The sequence below is a fragment of the Mycolicibacterium sp. P4_G11 genome (assembly GCF_056555145.1).
Window position 1 is genome coordinate 223,957 of sequence record NZ_JBFUJW010000002.1, and the last position, 18,691, is coordinate 242,647.

Here is an 18,691-nt window from a genome sequence, read left to right on the forward strand (position 1 = left end):
CATATAAGAAGGGTCATATATTTCGTACTAGGTCACCATATAACGCTTGGAGGCGCAATGGCCGGAAATGTGCCGCGCGGACGTATCCGCCGCACCATGCCGGTCGCCGGCTTCACCGCCCGCGCCGCGGGTGGGCGGATGGTCGCGGCCTTGCAGGAGAGGGCCGGCAACACCGGCGCGGTCGAACGGTTCCACGAGCGCACCGCAGAGCAATACGCCGAACTCCTCGGCCACTCCAAAGGCGTGTTGATGAAGGCCGGCCAGCTGATGTCCATGGTCGACGCCAATGCCATTGGCGCCGGCGAACTCTCGCCGTACCAGCGGGCCCTGACCCGACTGCAGGCCGACGCGCCGCCGATGGATTCGGCCCTGGCCCGGCGCATCGTCGAGGACGACCTGGGACGCCCGATCTCCGCAGTGTTCGCGTCGTTCTCCGCCGAACCGATGGCGGCCGCGTCCATCGGACAGGTCCACCGGGCCGTCCTGCACGACGGCCGTGACGTCGCGGTGAAGATTCAGTACCCCGGTGTGGCGCAAGCGATTCGGGACGATCTTTCGAACACCGAGTTGCTGGCGACGATGTTCCGTTTCGCGGCCGGGGCGGCCAGCACGCTCGGTGCGATCCTGCCCGACGTCGCCCCCATTGCCGCAGAGATATCCGAACGCATCTCCGAGGAGATCGACTACCGCCGGGAAGCCGCCCACATCACCGCGTTCAGCGAACTCTGGCGGGATCACCCGTATGTTCGCGTGCCCGAACTGATCGCCGAGGCATCCGGCGACCGCGTCCTCACCATGACGTACCTCGACGGATTGAGTTGGGGTGCAGCGCAAGACGCCGATCAGAACACCAAGGACACGTGGTCCGAGGTGATCGCGCGGTTCGTCACCGGCTCCTACCGGCACGGCCATCTGTTCCACGCCGACCCACATCCGGGCAACTACCGATTCGGCCTCGATGGCACCGTCGGATTCGTCGACTTCGGTTGCGCGAAGATCCTTCCCGAAGGCCAGCGCCGGCGCATCGTGAACCTGATGCGCTGTGCGGTCGAAGGGCGCCGCGACGATCTGCGGTCGAGCATGGTCGAAAGTGGTTTCTTCGCAACCGATTCGGTGCTGACCGCCGATGATGCCTACCGCTGGTGGGAGGGCATCATCTACGAGATCCTGGCGCCGCAGCCGGTGACCTACACCGACGAGGCATCGCGGCGCGCCATCGCCTCGATGCTGGACGTCCGCGAGGCCGACCACCCGATGAGGCATATCAGAGTGCCCGCCGACTTCGTGTTCTTCTCGCGCCTGAACCTGTCGATGAATGCGATCTTCACCGCACTGAACGCCACCTTCCACGCCCGCGGGATGCTGGACGAAATGGACGGCGTCTCAGCGCCTGTCACCGATCTTGGCCTCGAACACGAGGCGTGGGTCAAGCGCCGCGGACTGCCGCACGGGACGGACGATCATGTCGCCTAACGACGTCGCGGCGGCCCGGCTGCCCTGGGACGCCACTGATCCCTACCCCTTCTACGAGGCCCGGCGGCGCGACGGTGATGTCGTGTGGGACAGCGTCGCCCAAGGTTGGCTGGTGCTCGGCTACGACGCGGCCCGGCAGGTGCTCGGCGGGTCCGGCTGGACCAGCGATCCACTGGCCAACCCGGTGGCGCGTGCATCGATGACGATGATGGCACCGGAATTCACCAAGGCTTCAATGCTTTTCACCGACGGCGCCGACCACGACCGGCTGCGCGGCGCGGTCCGGGACGCGTTCACGCGCAGTACGGTGGCCGGATTGACCGAGGGTGTGGAGACGATCGCCGCCGAGGTCATCGCGCAGGCGCCCACCGGAGAGCCGTTCGATTTCATGTCGCAGATCGCGTTGCCCCTGCCGATCGCGGTGGTCGGTGAATGGCTCGCGCTCGATCCGGCGCACGCGGCGTCACTGCGCGAACTGTCGCCGTCGATCATCCGGATGCTCGGCACCCTGGCCGATCCGGTGGAGGTGGCAGAGGGGTTCGGTGCGGCCGCCGCGTTGATGGCGGAGTTCCTGCCACTCGCCGCCGACCGCCGGGCACATCCCGGCGACGACCTGTTCAGCTTCATCGCCACCGACCCCGAGCTGTCCCTCGAGGACGTCGTGGTGACGGCCATCCTGATCGCGGTCGCCGGGCACGAGACCACAGCGAATCTCCTTGGCGCGGGGCTGATTCGGCTGGTGGCTGAACGGGTCGACACCGTGGACGGGGCGGTGATCACCGAACTGCTGCGGCTCGACGGTCCCGTGCAGTCGACGGTGCGCACCGCCACCGAGGACCACCGACTGGGCGGCGTCGATATCGCGGCCGGAGACAGCGTCGTCGTGGTGGTGGCAGCCGCCAATCGTGACCCGGCGGTGTTCGAGGAGCCCGGCCGCTTCCGCGTGGACCGCACCGGCCCAGCGCCCGTGGCCTTCGGATACGGAGCGCACTACTGTCTGGGTTCCGCCCTGGCCCAGCTGGAGTTGACCGTGGCGCTGCGGGAAGTCGTTGCCCGCCAACCTGATGTGAGTGGGGCCGTCACCTGGCGGGATACGCCGGCCATCCGCGGGCCACAGACGTTGCCGGTGGTGTTCCGCTGATGCGGGTGTTCGTGACCGGAGGCACGGGTGCCATCGGCACCCATACCGTCCCCGCACTGGTCTCTGCCGGCCACTCCGTCACCGCTCTGGCCCGCGGCGATGCCAAGGCGGCGGTGTTGCGGAGCCAAGGCGCCGAGCCGGTTTCGGTGTCGCTGTTCGACCGCCGCGGATTGGCCGGCGCATTCGCCGGCCACGACGCGGTGGTCAACCTGGCGTCAGCGCTCCCCTCGACGACGGCGTTCATCCGCAAATCGGCGTGGGCAGAATGCGAGCGGGTGCGTTCAGAGGGGTCCGCCACCGTCGTCGATGCGGCCCGAGATGCGGGTGTTCAGAGGATGATTCAAGAGTCTGTCGTGATGATCTACCGCGACGGCGGAAGCGACTGGGTCGACGAAGACCAGCCCGTCGACCACTACCCCATCACGCGTGGCAACCACGCCGCCGAAGCCAGCGCGCGACGGTTCGGCGAGCAATCGACGATCCTTCGGTTCGGGGTGTTCTACGGTCCGCACGCCGCGCACAGTGAACAGATCCTCGAGATGGCCAAGTGGCACATCGGGTTTGTCCCGGGCCGCAGCAGTACCTACATCTCGTCGATCCACGTCGCGGATGCGGCGAATGCCGTCGTCGCGGCGCTCGCGGCTCCCGGTGGCAAGTACAACATCGTCGACGACACTCCGCTGACCAAACGCGAATATGCGGACGCCTGCGCCGCGGCCGTCGGGCGCCGCATCTGGATCACTGGGCCGGGACGGGTCGGACTTCTGCTCGGTGACCGGCTGACGTCCATAACGCGATCACTTCGCGTGAGCAACAAGCGCTTTCGCGATGTTTCGGGCTGGCGGCCCCAGTACCCCAGCGCCACCGAGGGGTACCTCGCGATGGCGCAGCTAGGCTGAAACACACTCCGACGGTGCGGTTTCGCACCACGGCGTGACGCCACGGAAGTGGTAACGATGCGTGGCGATCCAACGGTAGACACGCTCCTGGAGCGCACCGATTCCCGGAATGGCGTAGACCCACAACGGCAACCGAGTGCCCAGGGCCGCGGACAGCGCCGCGTTGGCAGCCTTTGCACCGCCGAACACTTCGCCGGACGAATCCAGCCACCACACCGATTCCGTGAGATGCTCCGGTGCCACACCGAGTCGCTCGGCGGTGCCGGGCTTCTGCAACGGCTCGGTGCGGACCCCGCCGGTGCGATTCATCCGCAGCAGCGCGTTACGCGCGCGGGTACACATCCCGCACTTGCCGTCGAAGAACAGCACACCGTCCATGACTTCATCATGCGCCTTCGCGCACGATCGGTTGCCGTGAGTCGCCACACATTTGGCTAGTCACGCAGAACCCGCGGACGCGATCCCTTGTCGATGATCGCGAGGTGGACCCGGCGGGTCAGGATCTGCAATCCGCTCGGCATCGGCGGCGCGGTCGAGGTGTAGACCGCGCCGGTCGGCGTGGTGAGCTCCGTCGTGTGGCGGCCGTACCGGTCATAACTGGCGCTGGAGTGCCAGCCGGGTTCTTCTTTGACGTAGTTGCAGTGCTCGCACAGACCCTGGCCGTTGTGCACGCTGGTCGGCCCCAGGTGGGCGTGCGGCCTGACGTGGTCGGTGTGCCGGATACGGGCGTTGCAGTACGGAGTTCGGCAGATCTGATCCCGTAGTGCGATGAACCGGGCCAGAGCTTTCGGGAACGCCCGGGCCGCCGATTCCATCGCCACCAACTTGTTCGTGCCCGGCTGGGCATACAGCCGCCGCACCGCCGCAACAGCCTGTGGGTCGGCCTCAGCCACCAGCACCAGGTGCCGCGCCACCTCCGCCGGCACCGGACCATAACCCTCCAGATGAGCGGGCTCGTCCCCGCCGGCAAGCAGGCTCTCATCGGAGAGCACCAGGTTCACCGTCACCGACACCGGCGCATCCACCGGGTTACGGCCGGTGACCCGCTCAACCACCAGGTCCGCCATGATCTGGTCGTGGGTGCGGCCCAGCCCGGCCGGCACCGACGTCCCCGGCAGCGTCGACGCCAGCGTGGTGGCCGCGCCCTGCGACAGGGCCGCGCACACCGCCCGACCCTCGTGAGCCGGCAGCAGCACACTCACCGTCGCCATGCCATCACGGGCAGGCCGGCACCGCACGTGCCGCCCGGCCGGGGCCTGCCGCATCCGGTCCAGTACCGCCTCTTGATCGAGCCGGTAGGCGATGCGTTTGGCCTCCGCCACGATCTCTGCATTGCCCATGCCCTCGACAGTGGCCGGGTCCCCGCACAACTCGATATCGAGCAGCCGACGATCGAGCCCCGACAGGCACGCCGCCTCCTTGGTGATCAGCTCCGCCCGATGCTCCGAGAGCCGCCCAGCTTCCAGCGCCGCCAGGGTGCACGGCATATCCGGCACCAAGATCCGGGCCATCGCCATGAGACGTTCACCGCGATGCGGGGACTCCTGCCGCGCCAGCCCGACCTCCGACCCCAACGCGGCTCGCGACACCCGCGGCCCACCCGCCCGCGCCGCAGCCTCCCGCCGCGCCTCCAGCTCAGCCGCCGCCCGAGCCTGCCCGGCCGCGGCAGCCGCCTTCACCCGTTCGAATTCGGCGATGCGACCCAACAGCGCCGCCTCGTCGGCGTCGGGGTCATCCAACGCCAAATATTCGAACATCTGTTCGATGATACGCCATACTTGTGATACACGCCAGACCACCGATACACGAATTTGCCCCGCTGTAACACAAGGAAATCTGCACGTACCCTGCACATTCGATGATGTCCATGTGTTGATGCATCAGGGCATTGGTCTCGACGCGTTCAACGCCATGCCAAAGCAGCGGGCGGTGCACGCACTGTACGAGTGCTGCTACAGCGTGCCGCTGGCCGGCAGCCTGGCCGACGGGCGAAGCTACGACGACCACGACCATCTGTACCGGCGGGCCGACGACCTGCTGTTCGCGCTCGCAGACTCCTCCGTGGACGCGATCCTGCAGGCCTATCCGCAGGTGGGGCGCCGGCCGGGCAGCGCGCGCTCGCAGTTCGAGCAGTGCGCCGTGTGCGACCGTGACCCCGGGCTGATGGCGACGCTGCAGACCAACGCATCGATCTACCGGGACCACTTCGGGTTCGATTTCGTGATGTTCGTCGGCGCCATGAGCGCCGACGAAGTACTGACCCACATGGCCGACCGGATGCACAACGACCACGAGACCGAGCGCAAAGTGGTCCGTAACGAGCTGGCCCGGATCAATCGGACCCGGCTGGAGCGCATGCTGGGACCCGAGGGCGGCTACAACAACTGGTAACGAAGCTGCCACGGCAAGCCCGCCGCCAGGAACCGTTCGCCAAGCCTTAGTAGTTTGTACCCGTGCATCAGGAGATCCCCCCGCAGTACGTGCGTTCAGCGAATGCACCGCAGGCCCGGACACTCATCGACATCCTCTACGCCACGGCCGCTCAATATCCCGATGCGCCGGCCATCGACGACGGCACCGTCCAGCTCACCTACGCCGAGCTGATCGCCGACGTCGAGGAAAGCGTGGCCTGGCTGGCCGCACGGGGCATCGGCCGCGGTGACCGCATCGGCATCCGCATGCCGTCGGGCAGCTACGCGCTGTACGTGTCGATCCTGGCGACGCTGGCCACCGGCGCCGCGTACGTCCCGGTCGACGCCGACGATCCCGAGGAGCGTGCCGCGCTGGTCTTCGGCGAGGCCGGCGTCGTCGGCATCATCACCGAAGCCGGCCTGGTCCGCGGGCCCGGTTCGACGCGGGGCTGGCTGGCCGGCCAGCCGCTGACCCGCGATGACGCCTGGATCATCTTCACCTCCGGCTCCACCGGCACCCCGAAAGGCGTTGCGGTGACCCACCGTAACGCCGCGGCGTTCGTCGACGCCGAGGCCGAGATCTTCCTGAAGGACAATCCGCTGGGCCCGGGCGACCGGGTGCTGGCCGGACTGTCCGTGGCATTCGACGCATCCTGCGAGGAGATGTGGCTGGCCTGGCGCTACGGCGCCTGCCTCGTCCCGGCGCCGCGCTCGCTGGTGCGCAGCGGCATGGACCTGGGTCCCTGGCTGGTGTCCCGTGACATCACCGTCGTCTCGACGGTCCCGACGCTGGCCTCACTGTGGCCCGCCGAGGCCCTCGAAGCTGTACGCCTGCTGATCTTCGGCGGTGAGGCCTGCCCGCCGGAGCTCGCCGAACGCCTCGCTGTCGAGGGCCGCGAGGTGTGGAACACCTACGGACCCACCGAAGCCACCGTCGTCGCGTGCCTCGCGCCACTCGGCAGCGGACCGGTCAGCATCGGCCTGCCCCTGCCCGGCTGGGACCTGGCCGTCGTCGACAAGGACGGCCTGCAGGTCGGCTACGGCGACGTCGGCGAACTGGTGATCGGCGGCGTCGGCCTGGCCCGCTATCTCGACCCCGAGAAAGACGCCGAGAAGTACGCCCCGATGGAGACACTCGGCTGGGGCCGCGCCTACCGCAGCGGTGACCTGGTCCGGCTCGAGCCGGACGGCCTCTACTTCCAGGGCCGCGCCGACGATCAGGTCAAGGTCGGTGGCCGGCGCATCGAACTCGGCGAGGTCGACGCCGCACTGGTCAACCTGCCCGGCGTCAGCGGCGGCGCGGCCGCGGTCCGCAAGACGGCCACCGGCACTCCCTTGCTGGTCGGTTACATCGCCAGCGCCGACCCCGAATTCGATATCGCCAAGGCCCGCAAGGCACTTGCTCAGTCGTTGCCGGCCGCGCTGGTGCCGAGGCTCGTCCTGGTCGACGAATTGCCCACGCGCACATCGGGAAAGGTCGACCGCAACGCGCTGCCATGGCCCGTCGACTCGGCGGGCGACGACAGCCCCGACCTCGACGGCACCATGGGCTGGCTCGCCGGGCTGTGGCGTGACGTGCTGGCCTCCCCCATCGACGGCCCGGGCGCCGACTTCTTCGCCCTCGGCGGCGGCTCGTTGTCCGCGGCACAATTGGTCTCGCTGCTGCGCGAGAAGTACCCGCAGGTCACCGTCGCCGACCTCTACGACCACCCGCGGCTGGGCTCGCTGGCGGGCTACCTGGACGAACTCGACCCGCCACCGGCGGTCGAAACCCGAAGCGTCACACCGGTTCCGGTGACGACCCAGCTGATCCAGTCCCTCGTCGCGATCCCGCTCGCCACCCTGGCCGGCATGCAGTGGGTCGTGTGGCTGGCGCTGCTGAACAACATCGCCGCCGCTCTGCACCTGCTGCCCTGGGCCCACACCGTCAACTGGTGGGTGGTCCTGGTCGGGTTCCTGGTGTTCGTCACGCCGATCGGCCGGATGGGTATCGCCGTGTTCTGCGCCCGCGCCCTGCTGTCCGGTCTGGAACCGGGCACCTACAAGCGCGGCGGCTCCGAACACCTGCGGGTCTGGCTCGCCGAACGCCTCGGTGAGGCCAGCGGTGCCGAAAACCAGGCCGGCGCGCCGTGGTTGGTGTACTACGCCCGCGCCTTGGGCAACCAGGTCGGCAACGGCGTCGACCTGCACTCCGCCCCGCCGGTCACCGGCATGCTCTCCCTCGGGGACCGCTGCTCGGTCGAACCGGAAGTCGACCTCAGCGGGCACTGGATCGACGGCGACCTGTTCCACGTCGGCCCGATCAGCATCGGCAACGACGCCACCATCGGCGCCCGTACGACGCTGCTGCCGGGTGCGGTGGTCGGCAAGAACGCCGACGTCGCACCAGGTTCCGGCGTGATCGGCAAGGTCAAGGCCGGGCAGTACTGGAAGGGCTCACCGGCGGTGAAGTCCGGCAAGGCGCACCACCCGTGGCCCGACGAACGGCCGGGCCGCGCCCCGCAGTGGATCGCGATGTACGGGCTGACGTCGGTCCTGTTGGGCGGGTTGCCGATCCTGGCCCTCGCCGCGGGGCTGGCGGTGCTGATTCTGCCGGTGCGCCATACCCATTCGCTGCCGGAGGCGATCCTGCCGGTCACGTTGTGGACGCCCGTCGCCGCGGTGGCCGCCATGGCGGTGTACGCCGCGCTGACCGTGATCGGGGTGCGCCTGCTGGCCCTCGGCCTGACCGAGGGTTACCACCCGGTGCGCAGCCGGGTCGGCTGGCAGCTGTGGGCCACCGAGCGGCTGATGGATGCCGCCCGCAACTACCTGTTCCCGATCTACGCGAGCCTGCTGACGCCGTGGTGGCTGCGGATCCTCGGCGCGAAAGTCGGTAAGGACACCGAGATTTCGACAGCGCTGTTGACGCCCAAGTTCACCGAGGTGCTCGACGGCGCCTTCCTGGCCGACGACACCATGGTGGCGTCGTACGAACTCGGCGGCGGCTGGATTCACGTGGCCAAGGCGACCGTCGGCCGCCGCGCGTTCCTGGGCAACTCAGGCATCACGCAACCGGGACGCCGCGTCCCCGACGACGGACTGGTCGCCGTGCTGTCGGCCACCCCGCACAAGGCCAAGGCCGGGTCGTCGTGGCTGGGCAGCCCGCCGATCCGGTTGCGCCGCCAGCCAACTGAATCGGACAAGCTGCGCACCTTCCACCCGTCGCTGCGGCTGAAGATCATGCGGTCGACGGTCGAGACCCTGCGGATCGTCCCGGTGATGGTGACGTTCGGCATCGGCGTCGCGGTCCTCGGCGTCCTGCAGGCCCTGGCCGGCGAATTCGGTTGGCTGTGGGCGTCATTGGGCGCCGGACTGGTGCTGCTGAACGCGGGTGCCGTCGCCGGTGCCATCGCCGTGGTCGCGAAATGGTTGATGGTCGGGCGCATTCGGGCCGTCGAGCATCCACTGTGGTCCCCGTTCGTGTGGCGCAACGAGGTGTCCGACACCTTCGTCGAAACCGTCGCCGGCCCGTGGTTCGCCCGCGCCGCCAGCGGCACCCCCGTGATGAACCTGTGGCTGCGGGCCCTCGGAGCGGCCATCGGCCGGGGTGTGTGGTGCGAAACCTATTGGCTGCCAGAGGCCGACCTGGTGACGCTGGGCCGGGGCGCCACGGTGAACCGGGGCTGCGTCGTGCAGACCCACCTGTTCCACGACCGCATCATGCAGCTGGACACCGTGGTGCTGGAGCCGGGCGCGACGCTCGGTACCCACTGCGTGGCACTGCCCGCGGCCAGTATCGGGGCCGGCGCGACCGTCGGCCCGGCCTCACTGGTGATGCGCGGCGACGCGGTGCCGGCGTCGACTCGCTGGCAGGGCAATCCGATCGCCCCGTGGGTGGGCAAGAAGCGCAAGTCCGGCGGCCGAAATAAGGCGCAGGCCGCATGACCCGGACGAACAAGAAAGACCGCAAGGCCGTTGCCCCGGTGATCGATCCGTATCTGCCGAACAACGGCAACTTCGGCTTCCGGGTGTCCCGCTACGAACTCAGCCTCGAATACCGGGTGGAGAGCAACCGGCTGACCGGCATCGCCACCATCACCGCGGTCACCCTGGCGTCGCTGCACTGGTTCACCCTGGATCTGTCCGACGCATTGTCGGTGGCCAAGGTCGAGGTGAACGGCCGTCGCCCCGCCAAGTACCGCACCGTCAACGGCAAGCTGCACATCACCCTGCCCAGCGCGTTGCCCGCCGGGGCCGCGATGACCGTGACGGTGCGCTACGGCGGCAACCCGCGCCCGATCAAATCCATCTGGGGCACGGTCGGTTTCGAGGAGCTGACGGAGGGCGCCCTGGTCGCCGGGCAGCCGAACGGTGCCGCGTCGTGGTTCCCGTGTGACGACCATCCGAGCAGCAAGGCCAGCTACCGCATCGCGGTCAGCACCGACAGCCCGTACCGGGTCATCGCCAACGGCGAGCTGGTCAGCCGTAAAACCCGTGCGGCACAGACCATGTGGGTGTACGAGCTGGCCGAGCCGACGTCGACCTACCTGATCACCCTGCAGATCGGCCGATACGAGTCGCTGCGGCTGTCCAAGTCGCCGGTGCCGATGTCCGCGGCCCTGCCGCAGCGGTTGATCCGCAATTTCGAATACGACTTCGGCCGGCAGCCGCAGATGATGCAGCTGTTCACCCGGTTGTTCGGGCCGTACCCGTTGTCGAGCGGGTACAGCGTCGTGGTCACCGACGACGAGCTGGAAATTCCGCTTGAAGCGCAAGGTGTTTCGATTTTCGGCGCCAACCACTGCGATGGCCGCCGCAGCGCCGAGCGGCTGATCGCGCACGAGATGGCCCACCAGTGGTTCGGCAACTCGGTGACGGTGCGGCGTTGGCGGGACATCTGGCTCCATGAGGGATTCGCCTGTTACGCCGAGTGGCTGTGGGCCGAGGAGTCGGGCTGGCGGACCGCCGACCAACTGGCCGCGCACAACCTGCAGAAGCTGCGGGGCTTGCCGCAGAATCTGCTGCTGGCCGACCCCGGACCCGAGGACATGTTCGACGACCGCGTCTACAAGCGCGGCGCCCTCACCCTGCACGCCCTGCGGCGCACCATCGGCGATGCGAATTTCTTTGCACTGCTGCGGGATTGGACGACCCGCTACCGGCACTCGACCGCGGTGACCGACGACTTCACCGGCCTGGCCGCGAACTACACCGACCAGTCCCTGCGCGGACTGTGGACCGCGTGGCTCTACACGGTGGAACTGCCGGCGCTGTGAATCCCAGCAGTGTGGCGCGGGTCGCAGTCGCGACGGTGCTCAGCGCGCTGTGCGGCTACGCGATCCTGTACCTCGCCGCGCGCGACCTGGCCCCCGCGGGATTCTCGGTCTTCAGCGTCTTCTGGGGTGCGTTCGGGTTGTTCACCGGAGCGGCCAACGGCCTGCTGCAGGAAGCCACCCGCGAGGTCCGCATCGCCCGCACCGCCGAGCCCCAGCCGGGGCCGCACCTGCAGCCCATCCGGGTGGCCGCGCTGGTGGCCGTCGCCGCGGGCCTGCTGATCGCCGGCACCGCCCCACTGTGGGCCGGCCACGTGTTCGTCGAATCCACCCCGCTGAGCGTGGCGCTGCTGAGCGTCGGCCTGGCGGGCTTCTGCCTGCACGCCACCCTGCTGGGTGTCCTTGCCGGGGCGGACGGCTGGACGCAGTACGGCACGCTGATGGTGACCGACGCGGGCATCCGGGTCGCCGTCGCCGTCGCCGCGTTCGTCCTGGGCTGGGGGCTGGACGGTTACCTGTGGGCCACCGTCGCCGGCTCGATGTCCTGGCTGATCCTGCTGCTGGCCTCCGGGGTGGCCCGGTCCGCGGCCGCCATCCACACCCCCGGCACACCCCGGACCTTCCTGACCGGGTCGGCGCATTCGATCGCCGCCGCCGGCGCCAGTGCCGTCCTCGTGATGGGCTTCCCGGTGCTGCTGCAGGCCACGTCCCGGGACCTGGGCGCCACCGGCGGCGTCATCATCCTGGCGGTGACGCTGACCCGCGCCCCGCTGTTGGTGCCGCTGACCGCGATGCAGGGCAACCTGATCGCGCATTTCGTCGACAACCGGCGACTGCGAGCCCTGCTCACCCCGGCCCTGGTGCTCGCCGGGCTCGGCGCGTTGGCGGTGCTGGCCGCCGGGCTGGTCGGGCCGTGGCTGCTGCGCACGCTGTTCGGTCCCGAGTACGCCGCAAGCGGTGCGCTGCTGGCCTGGTTGACGGCCGGGGCCGTCGCCATCGCCTTCCTGACGCTGACCGGGGCCGCGACGGTCGCCGCCGCACTGCACCGGGCCTACGCGGTGGGTTGGGTGAGTGCCACGGTGGCCGCGGCACTGTTGTTGCTGCTGCCTTTGGACCTGCAGACCCGCACCATTGTCGCGTTGATGTGCGGGCCGCTGGTCGGAATAGTCGTCCACCTGGCCGCGCTTGGCGCGATCAGGCGCCGCTGAGCGTGTATTTTCGGCATCAACATGTCCTTGTATCGCGACGTCTGGATCGTCATCCCCGCCTACAACGAGGCGAGCGTCATTGCCGACGTCGTCGCTGAAGTGCGGGCCGTCTTCCCCAATGTCGTCTGCGTCGACGACGGTGGCCGTGACGACACCGGCGACCGGGCCTTCGCCGCCGGCGCCCACGTGGTGCGGCACCCGGTGAACCTCGGTCAGGGAGCGGCCATCCAGACCGGCGTCGAGTACGCCCGGTCCCGGCCTGGGGCAGAGGTTTTCGCCACGTTCGACGCCGACGGCCAGCACCGGGTCAAGGATGTCGTGCGGATGATCGAGCGGCTGCGGACCGAGGAGCTGGACATCGTGATCGGCACCCGGTTCGCCGACCAACCGCCCGAACGCATGCCGATCCTCAAGCGGCTGCTGCTGCCGATCGTCGCCAAGCTCAGCCGGTCCAGTCGCAAGCTGCACCTGACCGACGCCCACAACGGCTTGCGGGTGTTCAACAAGACGGTGGCCGACGGGCTGAACCTGACCATGAACGGCATGAGCCACGCCAGCGAATTCGTCTCCCTCATCGTGGAGAACCGCTGGCGGGTCGCCGAACAGTCGGTGCAAATCCTGTACACCGACTATTCGATGTCGAAGGGTCAGCCGCTGGTCAACGGCGTCAACATCGTCGTCGACGGGCTGCTGCGCGGAAGGTTGCGCCGATGATCTGGACCAAGGCACTGCTGATCGGCGCGGTGGTCCTGCTGCTGGCCTACCTGTTCAGTTCGCGGCGCAACGCACAGTCGCGGGCGTGGGTGAAGGTCGGCTACGTGCTGTTCGTGGTCGGCGCCATCTACGCGATCCTGCGCCCCAACGACACCACCGTGGTGGCGCATTGGCTCGGCATCGGTCGCGGCGCCGATCTCCTGTTGTACGCGCTGGTCATCGCGTTCCTGTTCACGACGATCAGCGCATACATGCGGTTCAAGGACCTCGAACTGCGCTACGCCCAACTGGCCCGGGCGGTGGCGCTGGAAGGTGCGCGCGTCCCCGAGCCCGATCCGCCGACCCGTCAGGTCTGAACGCCCAGAGTCCCCAACATCGTGGCCAGCAGCTGGATGCGGCCGTCTTCGAGTTCGGGCTGCGGTAGCACTGCACGGATCAGCGCCGCACCGTCGAAGGTGTTGACCATCACGGCGACGATGAGCATCAGCAGTTCCGGCGGCAACTGATCCGCTCCGGGCATCTCCTGCGCGGTCTCGTAGATGTTGCGGCCGTACTCGACGAGGGCGCCCTGCAGCGTCGCCCGCAGCTTCTCGTCGGTGCGCGCCGCGACCATCAGCTCGTACATCACCGCGTTGGTGGCGTTGCCGCTGATGTCCCGCAGCGCGATCAACGCGCCTTCCAGAGCCGGCCGGTCCGAAGGGATTTCGGCGACCTGCTTGCTGAACTGCTCGAGCTGCCTGCGCATGACCTCGAGCGCCGTCGCGGCCATGAAGTCGCCCATGGTGGCGAAGTGTTTGAACAGCGCACCGTCGGAGACCTCGGCCCGACGCGCGATCACCGCCGCCGAGGCGCGGGCGTAGCCGACCTCGACGATGGTCTCGATCGCGGCGTCGAGGAGCCGAGCCCGCGTCTCTTCCCTGCGTTGCTGTTGCGTTCTGGCCATGTCAGACCGGCTGTGCCACCGGCAGTTTCGCCCCGCGCGCCGGCAGGTAGTGGCCGGACTTCACCGTCTGGCCGTAGCCGTCGCGGAACTCACCGTCGCGGAACACCACCTGGCCACCCACACCGGTCGCCACGACGGCGGCGTCGCTGCGGTTGACCATGCGGCTCAGGCCGCCGTAGAACTCGACCGAATCCTCGTGGTACGCCTCGAGTTCGGCGTTCAGCCCAGCCGGGTCGATCACCACGAAGTCGGCGCGCTCGCCCTGCCGCAGGGTGCCGGCCTCCAGACCGAACCAGTCGGCGACCTCGCCGGTCAGCCGGTGCACGGCATGCTCGGTGGTCATGAACGGACGGCCACTCTTGTCGGCGTCCTGTACCCGGCGCAGCATCCGCAGCGCGTAGTTGTAGAACGCCATATTGCGAAGGTGCGCACCGGCATCCGAGAAGCCCATGTGGACCGCCGGCTCCGTGGCCAGCTTGTCGAGCTGCTTGGGGCGGTGGTTGGCCACGATGGTGGTCCAGCGGGTGTTGCGCTCGCCGTGCTCCACCAGGACGTCGAGGAAGGCGTCGAGCGGGTGGCTGCCGCGCTCGTCGGCGATCTGCCCAAAGCTCTTGCCGATCAACGACTTATCGGGGCACTCGACGATGGTCGAGTCGTGGAAGTCACGGTGCCACAGGGTCGGGCCCAGCACCTTCTTGTCGAACGACTTGCGGAACCGGCGCCGGTACTCCGGGTCGGCCATCAGCTTGTTGCGCTCCAACTGATCCTTCAGGTGCAGCGCCGCGGTACCCGCACCGAACTCCTCGAAAACCGGGAGATCGATTCCGTCCGAATACAACTCGAACGGCACCGGCAGATGCTGGAAGCGCACCTTCGAGTTCAGGACCTTGTTGGCCAGGCGGGTCACCGGACCCAGCAGGTACACGGCGCCGGGCGCGGACTTGGCGTCGGCGGCCACCAGCAGGCTCATCCGCACGCCGGCACGACGGCCGAACCAGCCGCTGCTCTCCAGGAAGAAGTTCAGTGCCTCTTGCAGTTTCGCGACGTTGGGTGCGCTCTGCAGGATGCGGCCGCGCTTGCGCAGCACCTTGATCAGCCGGCGGCGCTCACGCCAGGTGGCGAACGTCGACGGCAGCGCGCGGGACCGGAAGCGGTCACCGTCGAGCTTGTCGATCGCGGCGTCCATGCCGGACATGCCGAGCATGCCGGCGTCCAGGGCCGCCTCGAGCCGCGCCGCCATGGTCTCCAGCTCGGCGTTGGTCGGGGTGACGTTCGGGGTCGTCGCACGGTCCAGGCCCAGCACCGAGGTGCGCAGGTCCGAGTGGCCCAGCAGCGAGCTGACGTTGGGGCCGAGCGGCAGGGCTTCGAGCGCCTGCACGTACTCGGCGGGTCCGGACCATGACCGGCTCTGCTCGAGCGCACCGACGACGAACTTGCGCGGCACCGCCTCGACGCGGCTGAACAGGTCGGCGGCGTCGTCGTTCTCGGCGTAGACGGTCGAGAGCGAACACATGCCCAGCAGCACGGTCGTCACGCCGTGCCGGACCGACTCACGCAGGCCCGGGTCGAGCAAAACCTCGGCGTCGTAGTGCGTGTGGACGTCGATGAAGCCCGGCGTCACCCACTTGCCCTTGGCATCGATGACGTCGGGGCAGCCCGTCTCATCGAGCGGCTGCGCCGACACCGTCGCGACGACGCCGTCGCGGATACCCAGATTGCGCAGTTGCGGCGTGCGGCCGGTGCCGTCGAACCACAGGCCGTCTTTGACGATCACGTCGTAGGTCATGACCTGAGATTAGGACAGAAAGTGAGTACTCACAATCTTTTTCTGCATATTTGCAGGTCAGGGGCGGAAAAAGTCCACCGTCCGGGCCACGCCCTCAGCCAGCGTCACCTTGGGGCTCCACCCCAACACGGCGCCCGCCCGGCTGATGTCCAGGCAGGATTTGCGCAGGTCGCCGAGGCGCGGCGGGTGGAACTCGGGCGCATCGGGCACGCCGACGGCCGCGGCGATCGCGGTGTGCAGCTGCGCCACCGACGTCTCCACCCCGGTCCCGACGTTGAACCGCTGCCCGCCCCCGGCCTCCCCACCGGCGCGGACGAAGGCGTCGACCACGTCATCAACGAAGACATAGTCACGGGTGTCGCTGCCGTCACCGAAAATCTTGGTGGGCCGCCCGGCCAGCAGGGCCTGACTGAAGATCGCCACCACACCGGCTTCACCGTGCGGGTCCTGGCGCGGGCCGTAGACGTTGGCCGGCGCGATGTGCGAGCAGTCCAGCCCGTACAGATTGCGGAACATATTGAGGTAGACCTCGCCGCACACCTTGCTGGCGGCGTACGGGGACGACGGGTCCACCGGCATGTCCTCGTTGGTCGGGTAGCCCGGCGGGACGCCGTAGATGGACCCGCCCGACGAGGTGTGGACCACCTTGCGCACGCCGTTGCTGCGGGCCGCCTCGGCCAGCCGCACGGTGCCGACGACGTTGACCCCGGCATCGAACGGCGCCTCGTTCACCGACCGCGCGACGGAGATCTGCGCGGCCAGATGGAAGATCACCTCAGGCTTGACCTCGGCGACGATGCCGTGCAGATCAGCATCGACGATGTCCGCCTTGACGAACTGGAACTGCGCGTTGCCCTCGGCATCGGCGAGGTTGTCGACCTTGCCGCTGCTGAGATCGTCGAGCCCGACGACCTCGTGCCCTTCGGACAGAAGCCGGTCGACGAGCGTCGACCCGATGAACCCGGCAGCACCAGTGACAAGTGTTCGCACGGGGCAACCATACCGACGGTCGCTGCCGACTGCCCCGTACAGTCGACAAGAGTGAACTGGGTCGCCCGAACTGCCGCCGCACTGGTGGTGCTGCAGCTGATACTGCGGGCGGTTCTCGCTTTCGGCGGCTATTTCTACTGGGACGACCTGATCCTGATCGGCCAGGCCGGCACCCATTCCCTGCTGTCGCCCGACTTCCTGTTCAACGACCACGACGGGCACGTCATGCCTGCCGGGTTCCTGTTGGCCGGAGCGCTGACGCGCCTGGCACCGCTGAATTGGTTCTGGCCGGCGCTGAGCCTGGTGCTGCTGCAACTGGTCGCCTCGGTGGCGCTCGTGCGCGCCCTGCGGGTGATCCTCGGCTGGCGTCCGGTGCTGCTGGTGCCGCTGACGTTCGCACTGTTCACGCCCCTGGGTGTGCCGGCCTTCGCCTGGTGGTCGGCCGGGCTCAACGCGCTGCCGATGGCGGCGGCCATGGCCTGGGTCTGCGCCGACGCCATCCTGTTGGTGCGCACCGGCAATCCGCGGTACGTCTGGACCGGCTGCGTCGCCTATCTCGGCGGGCTGCTGTTCTTCGAGAAGTCCGCGGTGATCCCGTTCACCGCGTTCGCCGTGTGCTGGCTGCTGCTGTACGTGACCGGAACCGGCTCGCTGAAGTCCGCGTGGCGCACGGGTCTGCGACTGTGGCTGGGGCTCCTCACCATCACGATCGGGTGGGTCGGGGTCTATCTGCTGGTGGTCAACCAGAAGCGCTGGACCTTGGACCTGCCGATGACGTGGGAGCTGCTGGCGCGGTCCGTCACGCACGGCCTGGTGCCGACGCTGGCCGGCGGGCCGTGGGACTGGCAGCGCTGGGCTCCCGCGTCACCGTGGGCGACGCCCGGCCCGGTCGTGATGGCGTTGGGTTGGCTGGTGCTGGCCGGCGTGGTTGCGGTGTCGCTGCTGCGAAAGCGGCGACTGGGACCCGTCTGGCTGTCCGCGGTGGGATACGTCGTGGCGTGCCAGGTGCCGATCTATCTGATGCGGTCGTCGAAGTTCACCGCCCTCGAACTGGCGCAGACGTTGCGCTACCTCTCCGATCTGGTGGTGGTGCTGGCGCTGCTGGCCGCGGTCGCGTTCTGTGCGCCGAACCGCAGTACCCGGTTCGACGACTCCGCCCGCCGTCGTGTCGTGATTGCTTGTGCGGCAACGCTATTCGTGGCCAGCAGCCTGTACTCGTGGGCGACCTTCCTGCCCAGCTGGCGCGACAACCCGACCCGCGCCTATCTCGTCAACGCCGAGGCATCCTTGGCCGCCGCACCCCGCGGCGTGCCGCTGCTCGACCAGGAAGTCGACCCGCTGGTGCTGCAACGCGTGGCGTTTCCGGAGAACCTGGCCAGTCACATGTTCGCCCTGCTGCGCGACCGGCCTGAATTCGCCTCCAGCACAACGTCTTTGCAGATGCTCACCGCGGCCGGCCAACTGGTACCGGCCAAGGTGACCTGGACCCGCACCATCGCCCCCGGCCCGGCACCGAACTGCGGCTACCTGGTGCAGACCGACGCGCCCGTGACCATGCCGCTCGACGGTCCGCTACTGCCGGCCGACTGGACCGCCGAGCTCAACTACCTGGCCAACAGCGACGGGTCGCTGACCATGTCCCTGCCCGAGGGGCGCGAGGCACGGGTGCCGGTGCACCCCGGACTGAACCGGGTGTTCGTCCGGCTGCCCGGAGCCGGGGCGTCGATTCAGGTGAAGGCCAACACGTCGGCGCTGTCGGTGTGCGTCGCGTCCGGGCCGGTGGGGTTCCTGGCGCCCAAGTAGGCGCAAAAAACTGTCCCCTTTCGCGGTGGTGCGTGCTCTTACCGGTGTCAGCAAGCCCGGCCGGGATT

15 protein-coding genes are annotated in these 18,691 nt (G+C 68.5%); 10 read left to right on the forward strand and 5 right to left on the reverse strand.

Features of this window, described 5'->3' with window-relative positions:
- Nucleotides 1–57: 57 nt before the first annotated feature.
- The 3 genes from AC1U2B_RS04895 to AC1U2B_RS04905 are packed head-to-tail and all read left to right on the forward strand — an operon-like array spanning nucleotide 58 to nucleotide 3,513.
- Complete coding sequence (locus tag AC1U2B_RS04895; protein ID WP_480215900.1) at nucleotides 58–1,473, forward strand: ABC1 kinase family protein; 1,416 nt, start codon at nucleotides 58–60, stop codon at nucleotides 1,471–1,473.
- Nucleotides 1,463–2,614, forward strand: coding sequence for a cytochrome P450 (locus AC1U2B_RS04900; protein WP_480215901.1), 1,152 nt, complete (start codon nucleotides 1,463–1,465; stop codon nucleotides 2,612–2,614). Before AC1U2B_RS04895 ends, AC1U2B_RS04900 begins: the two co-directional genes overlap by 11 nt.
- Nucleotides 2,614–3,513, forward strand: coding sequence for an NAD-dependent epimerase/dehydratase family protein (locus AC1U2B_RS04905; RefSeq protein WP_480215902.1), 900 nt, complete (start codon nucleotides 2,614–2,616; stop codon nucleotides 3,511–3,513). Before AC1U2B_RS04900 ends, AC1U2B_RS04905 begins: the two co-directional genes overlap by 1 nt.
- Here AC1U2B_RS04905 and AC1U2B_RS04910 read toward each other — a convergent pair.
- Complete coding sequence (locus AC1U2B_RS04910) at nucleotides 3,505–3,891, reverse strand: thiol-disulfide oxidoreductase DCC family protein (protein WP_480215903.1); 387 nt, start codon at nucleotides 3,889–3,891, stop codon at nucleotides 3,505–3,507. The two genes, AC1U2B_RS04905 and AC1U2B_RS04910, sit on opposite strands and share 9 nt — an antisense overlap.
- Before the next feature lie 56 nt (nucleotides 3,892–3,947).
- Nucleotides 3,948–5,270: an HNH endonuclease gene (locus AC1U2B_RS04915; protein ID WP_480215904.1), complete on the reverse strand. Its 1,323-nt coding sequence runs from the start codon at nucleotides 5,268–5,270 to the stop codon at nucleotides 3,948–3,950.
- A 118-nt stretch (nucleotides 5,271–5,388) separates the two neighbouring features.
- Between AC1U2B_RS04915 and AC1U2B_RS04920 the strand changes: the two genes are divergently transcribed.
- From AC1U2B_RS04920 to AC1U2B_RS04945, 6 genes are all read left to right on the forward strand, one after another.
- Nucleotides 5,389–5,904 (forward strand): 2-oxo-4-hydroxy-4-carboxy-5-ureidoimidazoline decarboxylase, encoded by a 516-nt coding sequence (locus AC1U2B_RS04920; protein WP_480215905.1) that lies wholly within the window; start codon nucleotides 5,389–5,391, stop codon nucleotides 5,902–5,904.
- Between the two features lie 62 nt (nucleotides 5,905–5,966).
- Nucleotides 5,967–9,851 (forward strand): Pls/PosA family non-ribosomal peptide synthetase, encoded by a 3,885-nt coding sequence (locus AC1U2B_RS04925; protein WP_480215906.1) that lies wholly within the window; start codon nucleotides 5,967–5,969, stop codon nucleotides 9,849–9,851.
- Nucleotides 9,848–11,182 carry a M1 family metallopeptidase gene (locus AC1U2B_RS04930; RefSeq protein WP_260971790.1) on the forward strand — a complete coding sequence of 445 codons (1,335 nt, stop codon included), beginning with the start codon at nucleotides 9,848–9,850 and terminating at the stop codon, nucleotides 11,180–11,182. Before AC1U2B_RS04925 ends, AC1U2B_RS04930 begins: the two co-directional genes overlap by 4 nt.
- Entirely contained in the window at nucleotides 11,179–12,387 is a 1,209-nt protein-coding gene (locus AC1U2B_RS04935; protein WP_480215907.1) for a polysaccharide biosynthesis protein, read from the forward strand. The genes AC1U2B_RS04930 and AC1U2B_RS04935 overlap by 4 nt, the downstream gene beginning before the upstream one ends.
- A 21-nt stretch (nucleotides 12,388–12,408) precedes the next feature.
- A complete protein-coding gene (locus AC1U2B_RS04940; protein ID WP_480215908.1) occupies nucleotides 12,409–13,101 on the forward strand; it encodes a polyprenyl-phospho-N-acetylgalactosaminyl synthase PpgS in 693 nt (230 codons plus the stop codon).
- Nucleotides 13,098–13,457, forward strand: coding sequence for a DUF2304 domain-containing protein (locus AC1U2B_RS04945; protein ID WP_043397331.1), 360 nt, complete (start codon nucleotides 13,098–13,100; stop codon nucleotides 13,455–13,457). The genes AC1U2B_RS04940 and AC1U2B_RS04945 overlap by 4 nt, the downstream gene beginning before the upstream one ends.
- Here the strand turns inward: AC1U2B_RS04945 and AC1U2B_RS04950 are convergent.
- Genes AC1U2B_RS04950 through AC1U2B_RS04960 form a run of 3 tightly spaced genes read right to left on the reverse strand, consistent with a single transcriptional unit; the run spans nucleotide 13,448 to nucleotide 16,820 of the window.
- Nucleotides 13,448–14,044: a TetR/AcrR family transcriptional regulator gene (locus tag AC1U2B_RS04950; RefSeq protein WP_043397329.1), complete on the reverse strand. Its 597-nt coding sequence runs from the start codon at nucleotides 14,042–14,044 to the stop codon at nucleotides 13,448–13,450. The two genes, AC1U2B_RS04945 and AC1U2B_RS04950, sit on opposite strands and share 10 nt — an antisense overlap.
- A gap of 1 nt (nucleotide 14,045) precedes the next feature.
- Nucleotides 14,046–15,830 carry an N-acyl-D-amino-acid deacylase family protein gene (locus AC1U2B_RS04955; protein ID WP_480215909.1) on the reverse strand — a complete coding sequence of 595 codons (1,785 nt, stop codon included), beginning with the start codon at nucleotides 15,828–15,830 and terminating at the stop codon, nucleotides 14,046–14,048.
- A 57-nt stretch (nucleotides 15,831–15,887) separates the two neighbouring features.
- Complete coding sequence (locus AC1U2B_RS04960; protein WP_260936175.1) at nucleotides 15,888–16,820, reverse strand: NAD-dependent epimerase/dehydratase family protein; 933 nt, start codon at nucleotides 16,818–16,820, stop codon at nucleotides 15,888–15,890.
- A 51-nt stretch (nucleotides 16,821–16,871) separates the two neighbouring features.
- Here AC1U2B_RS04960 and AC1U2B_RS04965 point away from each other — a divergent pair, with 51 nt between their 5' ends.
- On the forward strand, nucleotides 16,872–18,623 hold the full coding sequence (locus tag AC1U2B_RS04965; protein WP_480215910.1) for a hypothetical protein: 1,752 nt from the start codon (nucleotides 16,872–16,874) through the stop codon (nucleotides 18,621–18,623).
- The last annotated feature ends 68 nt before the right edge of the window (nucleotides 18,624–18,691 follow it).

Bases quoted from the DNA above. Each gene is read 5' to 3' on its own strand.
- AC1U2B_RS04945 (WP_043397331.1), top strand. From the start codon at position 13,098: ATGATCTGGACCAAGGCACTGCTGATCGGCGCGGTGGTCCTGCTGCTG.
- AC1U2B_RS04940 (WP_480215908.1), top strand. From the start codon at position 12,409: ATGTCCTTGTATCGCGACGTCTGGATCGTCATCCCCGCCTACAACGAG.
- AC1U2B_RS04955 (WP_480215909.1), bottom strand. From the start codon at position 15,830: ATGACCTACGACGTGATCGTCAAAGACGGCCTGTGGTTCGACGGCACC.
- AC1U2B_RS04950 (WP_043397329.1), bottom strand. From the start codon at position 14,044: ATGGCCAGAACGCAACAGCAACGCAGGGAAGAGACGCGGGCTCGGCTC.
- AC1U2B_RS04920 (WP_480215905.1), top strand. From the start codon at position 5,389: ATGCATCAGGGCATTGGTCTCGACGCGTTCAACGCCATGCCAAAGCAG.
- AC1U2B_RS04895 (WP_480215900.1), top strand. From the start codon at position 58: ATGGCCGGAAATGTGCCGCGCGGACGTATCCGCCGCACCATGCCGGTC.
- AC1U2B_RS04915 (WP_480215904.1), bottom strand. From the start codon at position 5,270: ATGTTCGAATATTTGGCGTTGGATGACCCCGACGCCGACGAGGCGGCG.
- AC1U2B_RS04900 (WP_480215901.1), top strand. From the start codon at position 1,463: ATGTCGCCTAACGACGTCGCGGCGGCCCGGCTGCCCTGGGACGCCACT.
- AC1U2B_RS04930 (WP_260971790.1), top strand. From the start codon at position 9,848: ATGACCCGGACGAACAAGAAAGACCGCAAGGCCGTTGCCCCGGTGATC.
- AC1U2B_RS04905 (WP_480215902.1), top strand. From the start codon at position 2,614: ATGCGGGTGTTCGTGACCGGAGGCACGGGTGCCATCGGCACCCATACC.
- AC1U2B_RS04910 (WP_480215903.1), bottom strand. From the start codon at position 3,891: ATGGACGGTGTGCTGTTCTTCGACGGCAAGTGCGGGATGTGTACCCGC.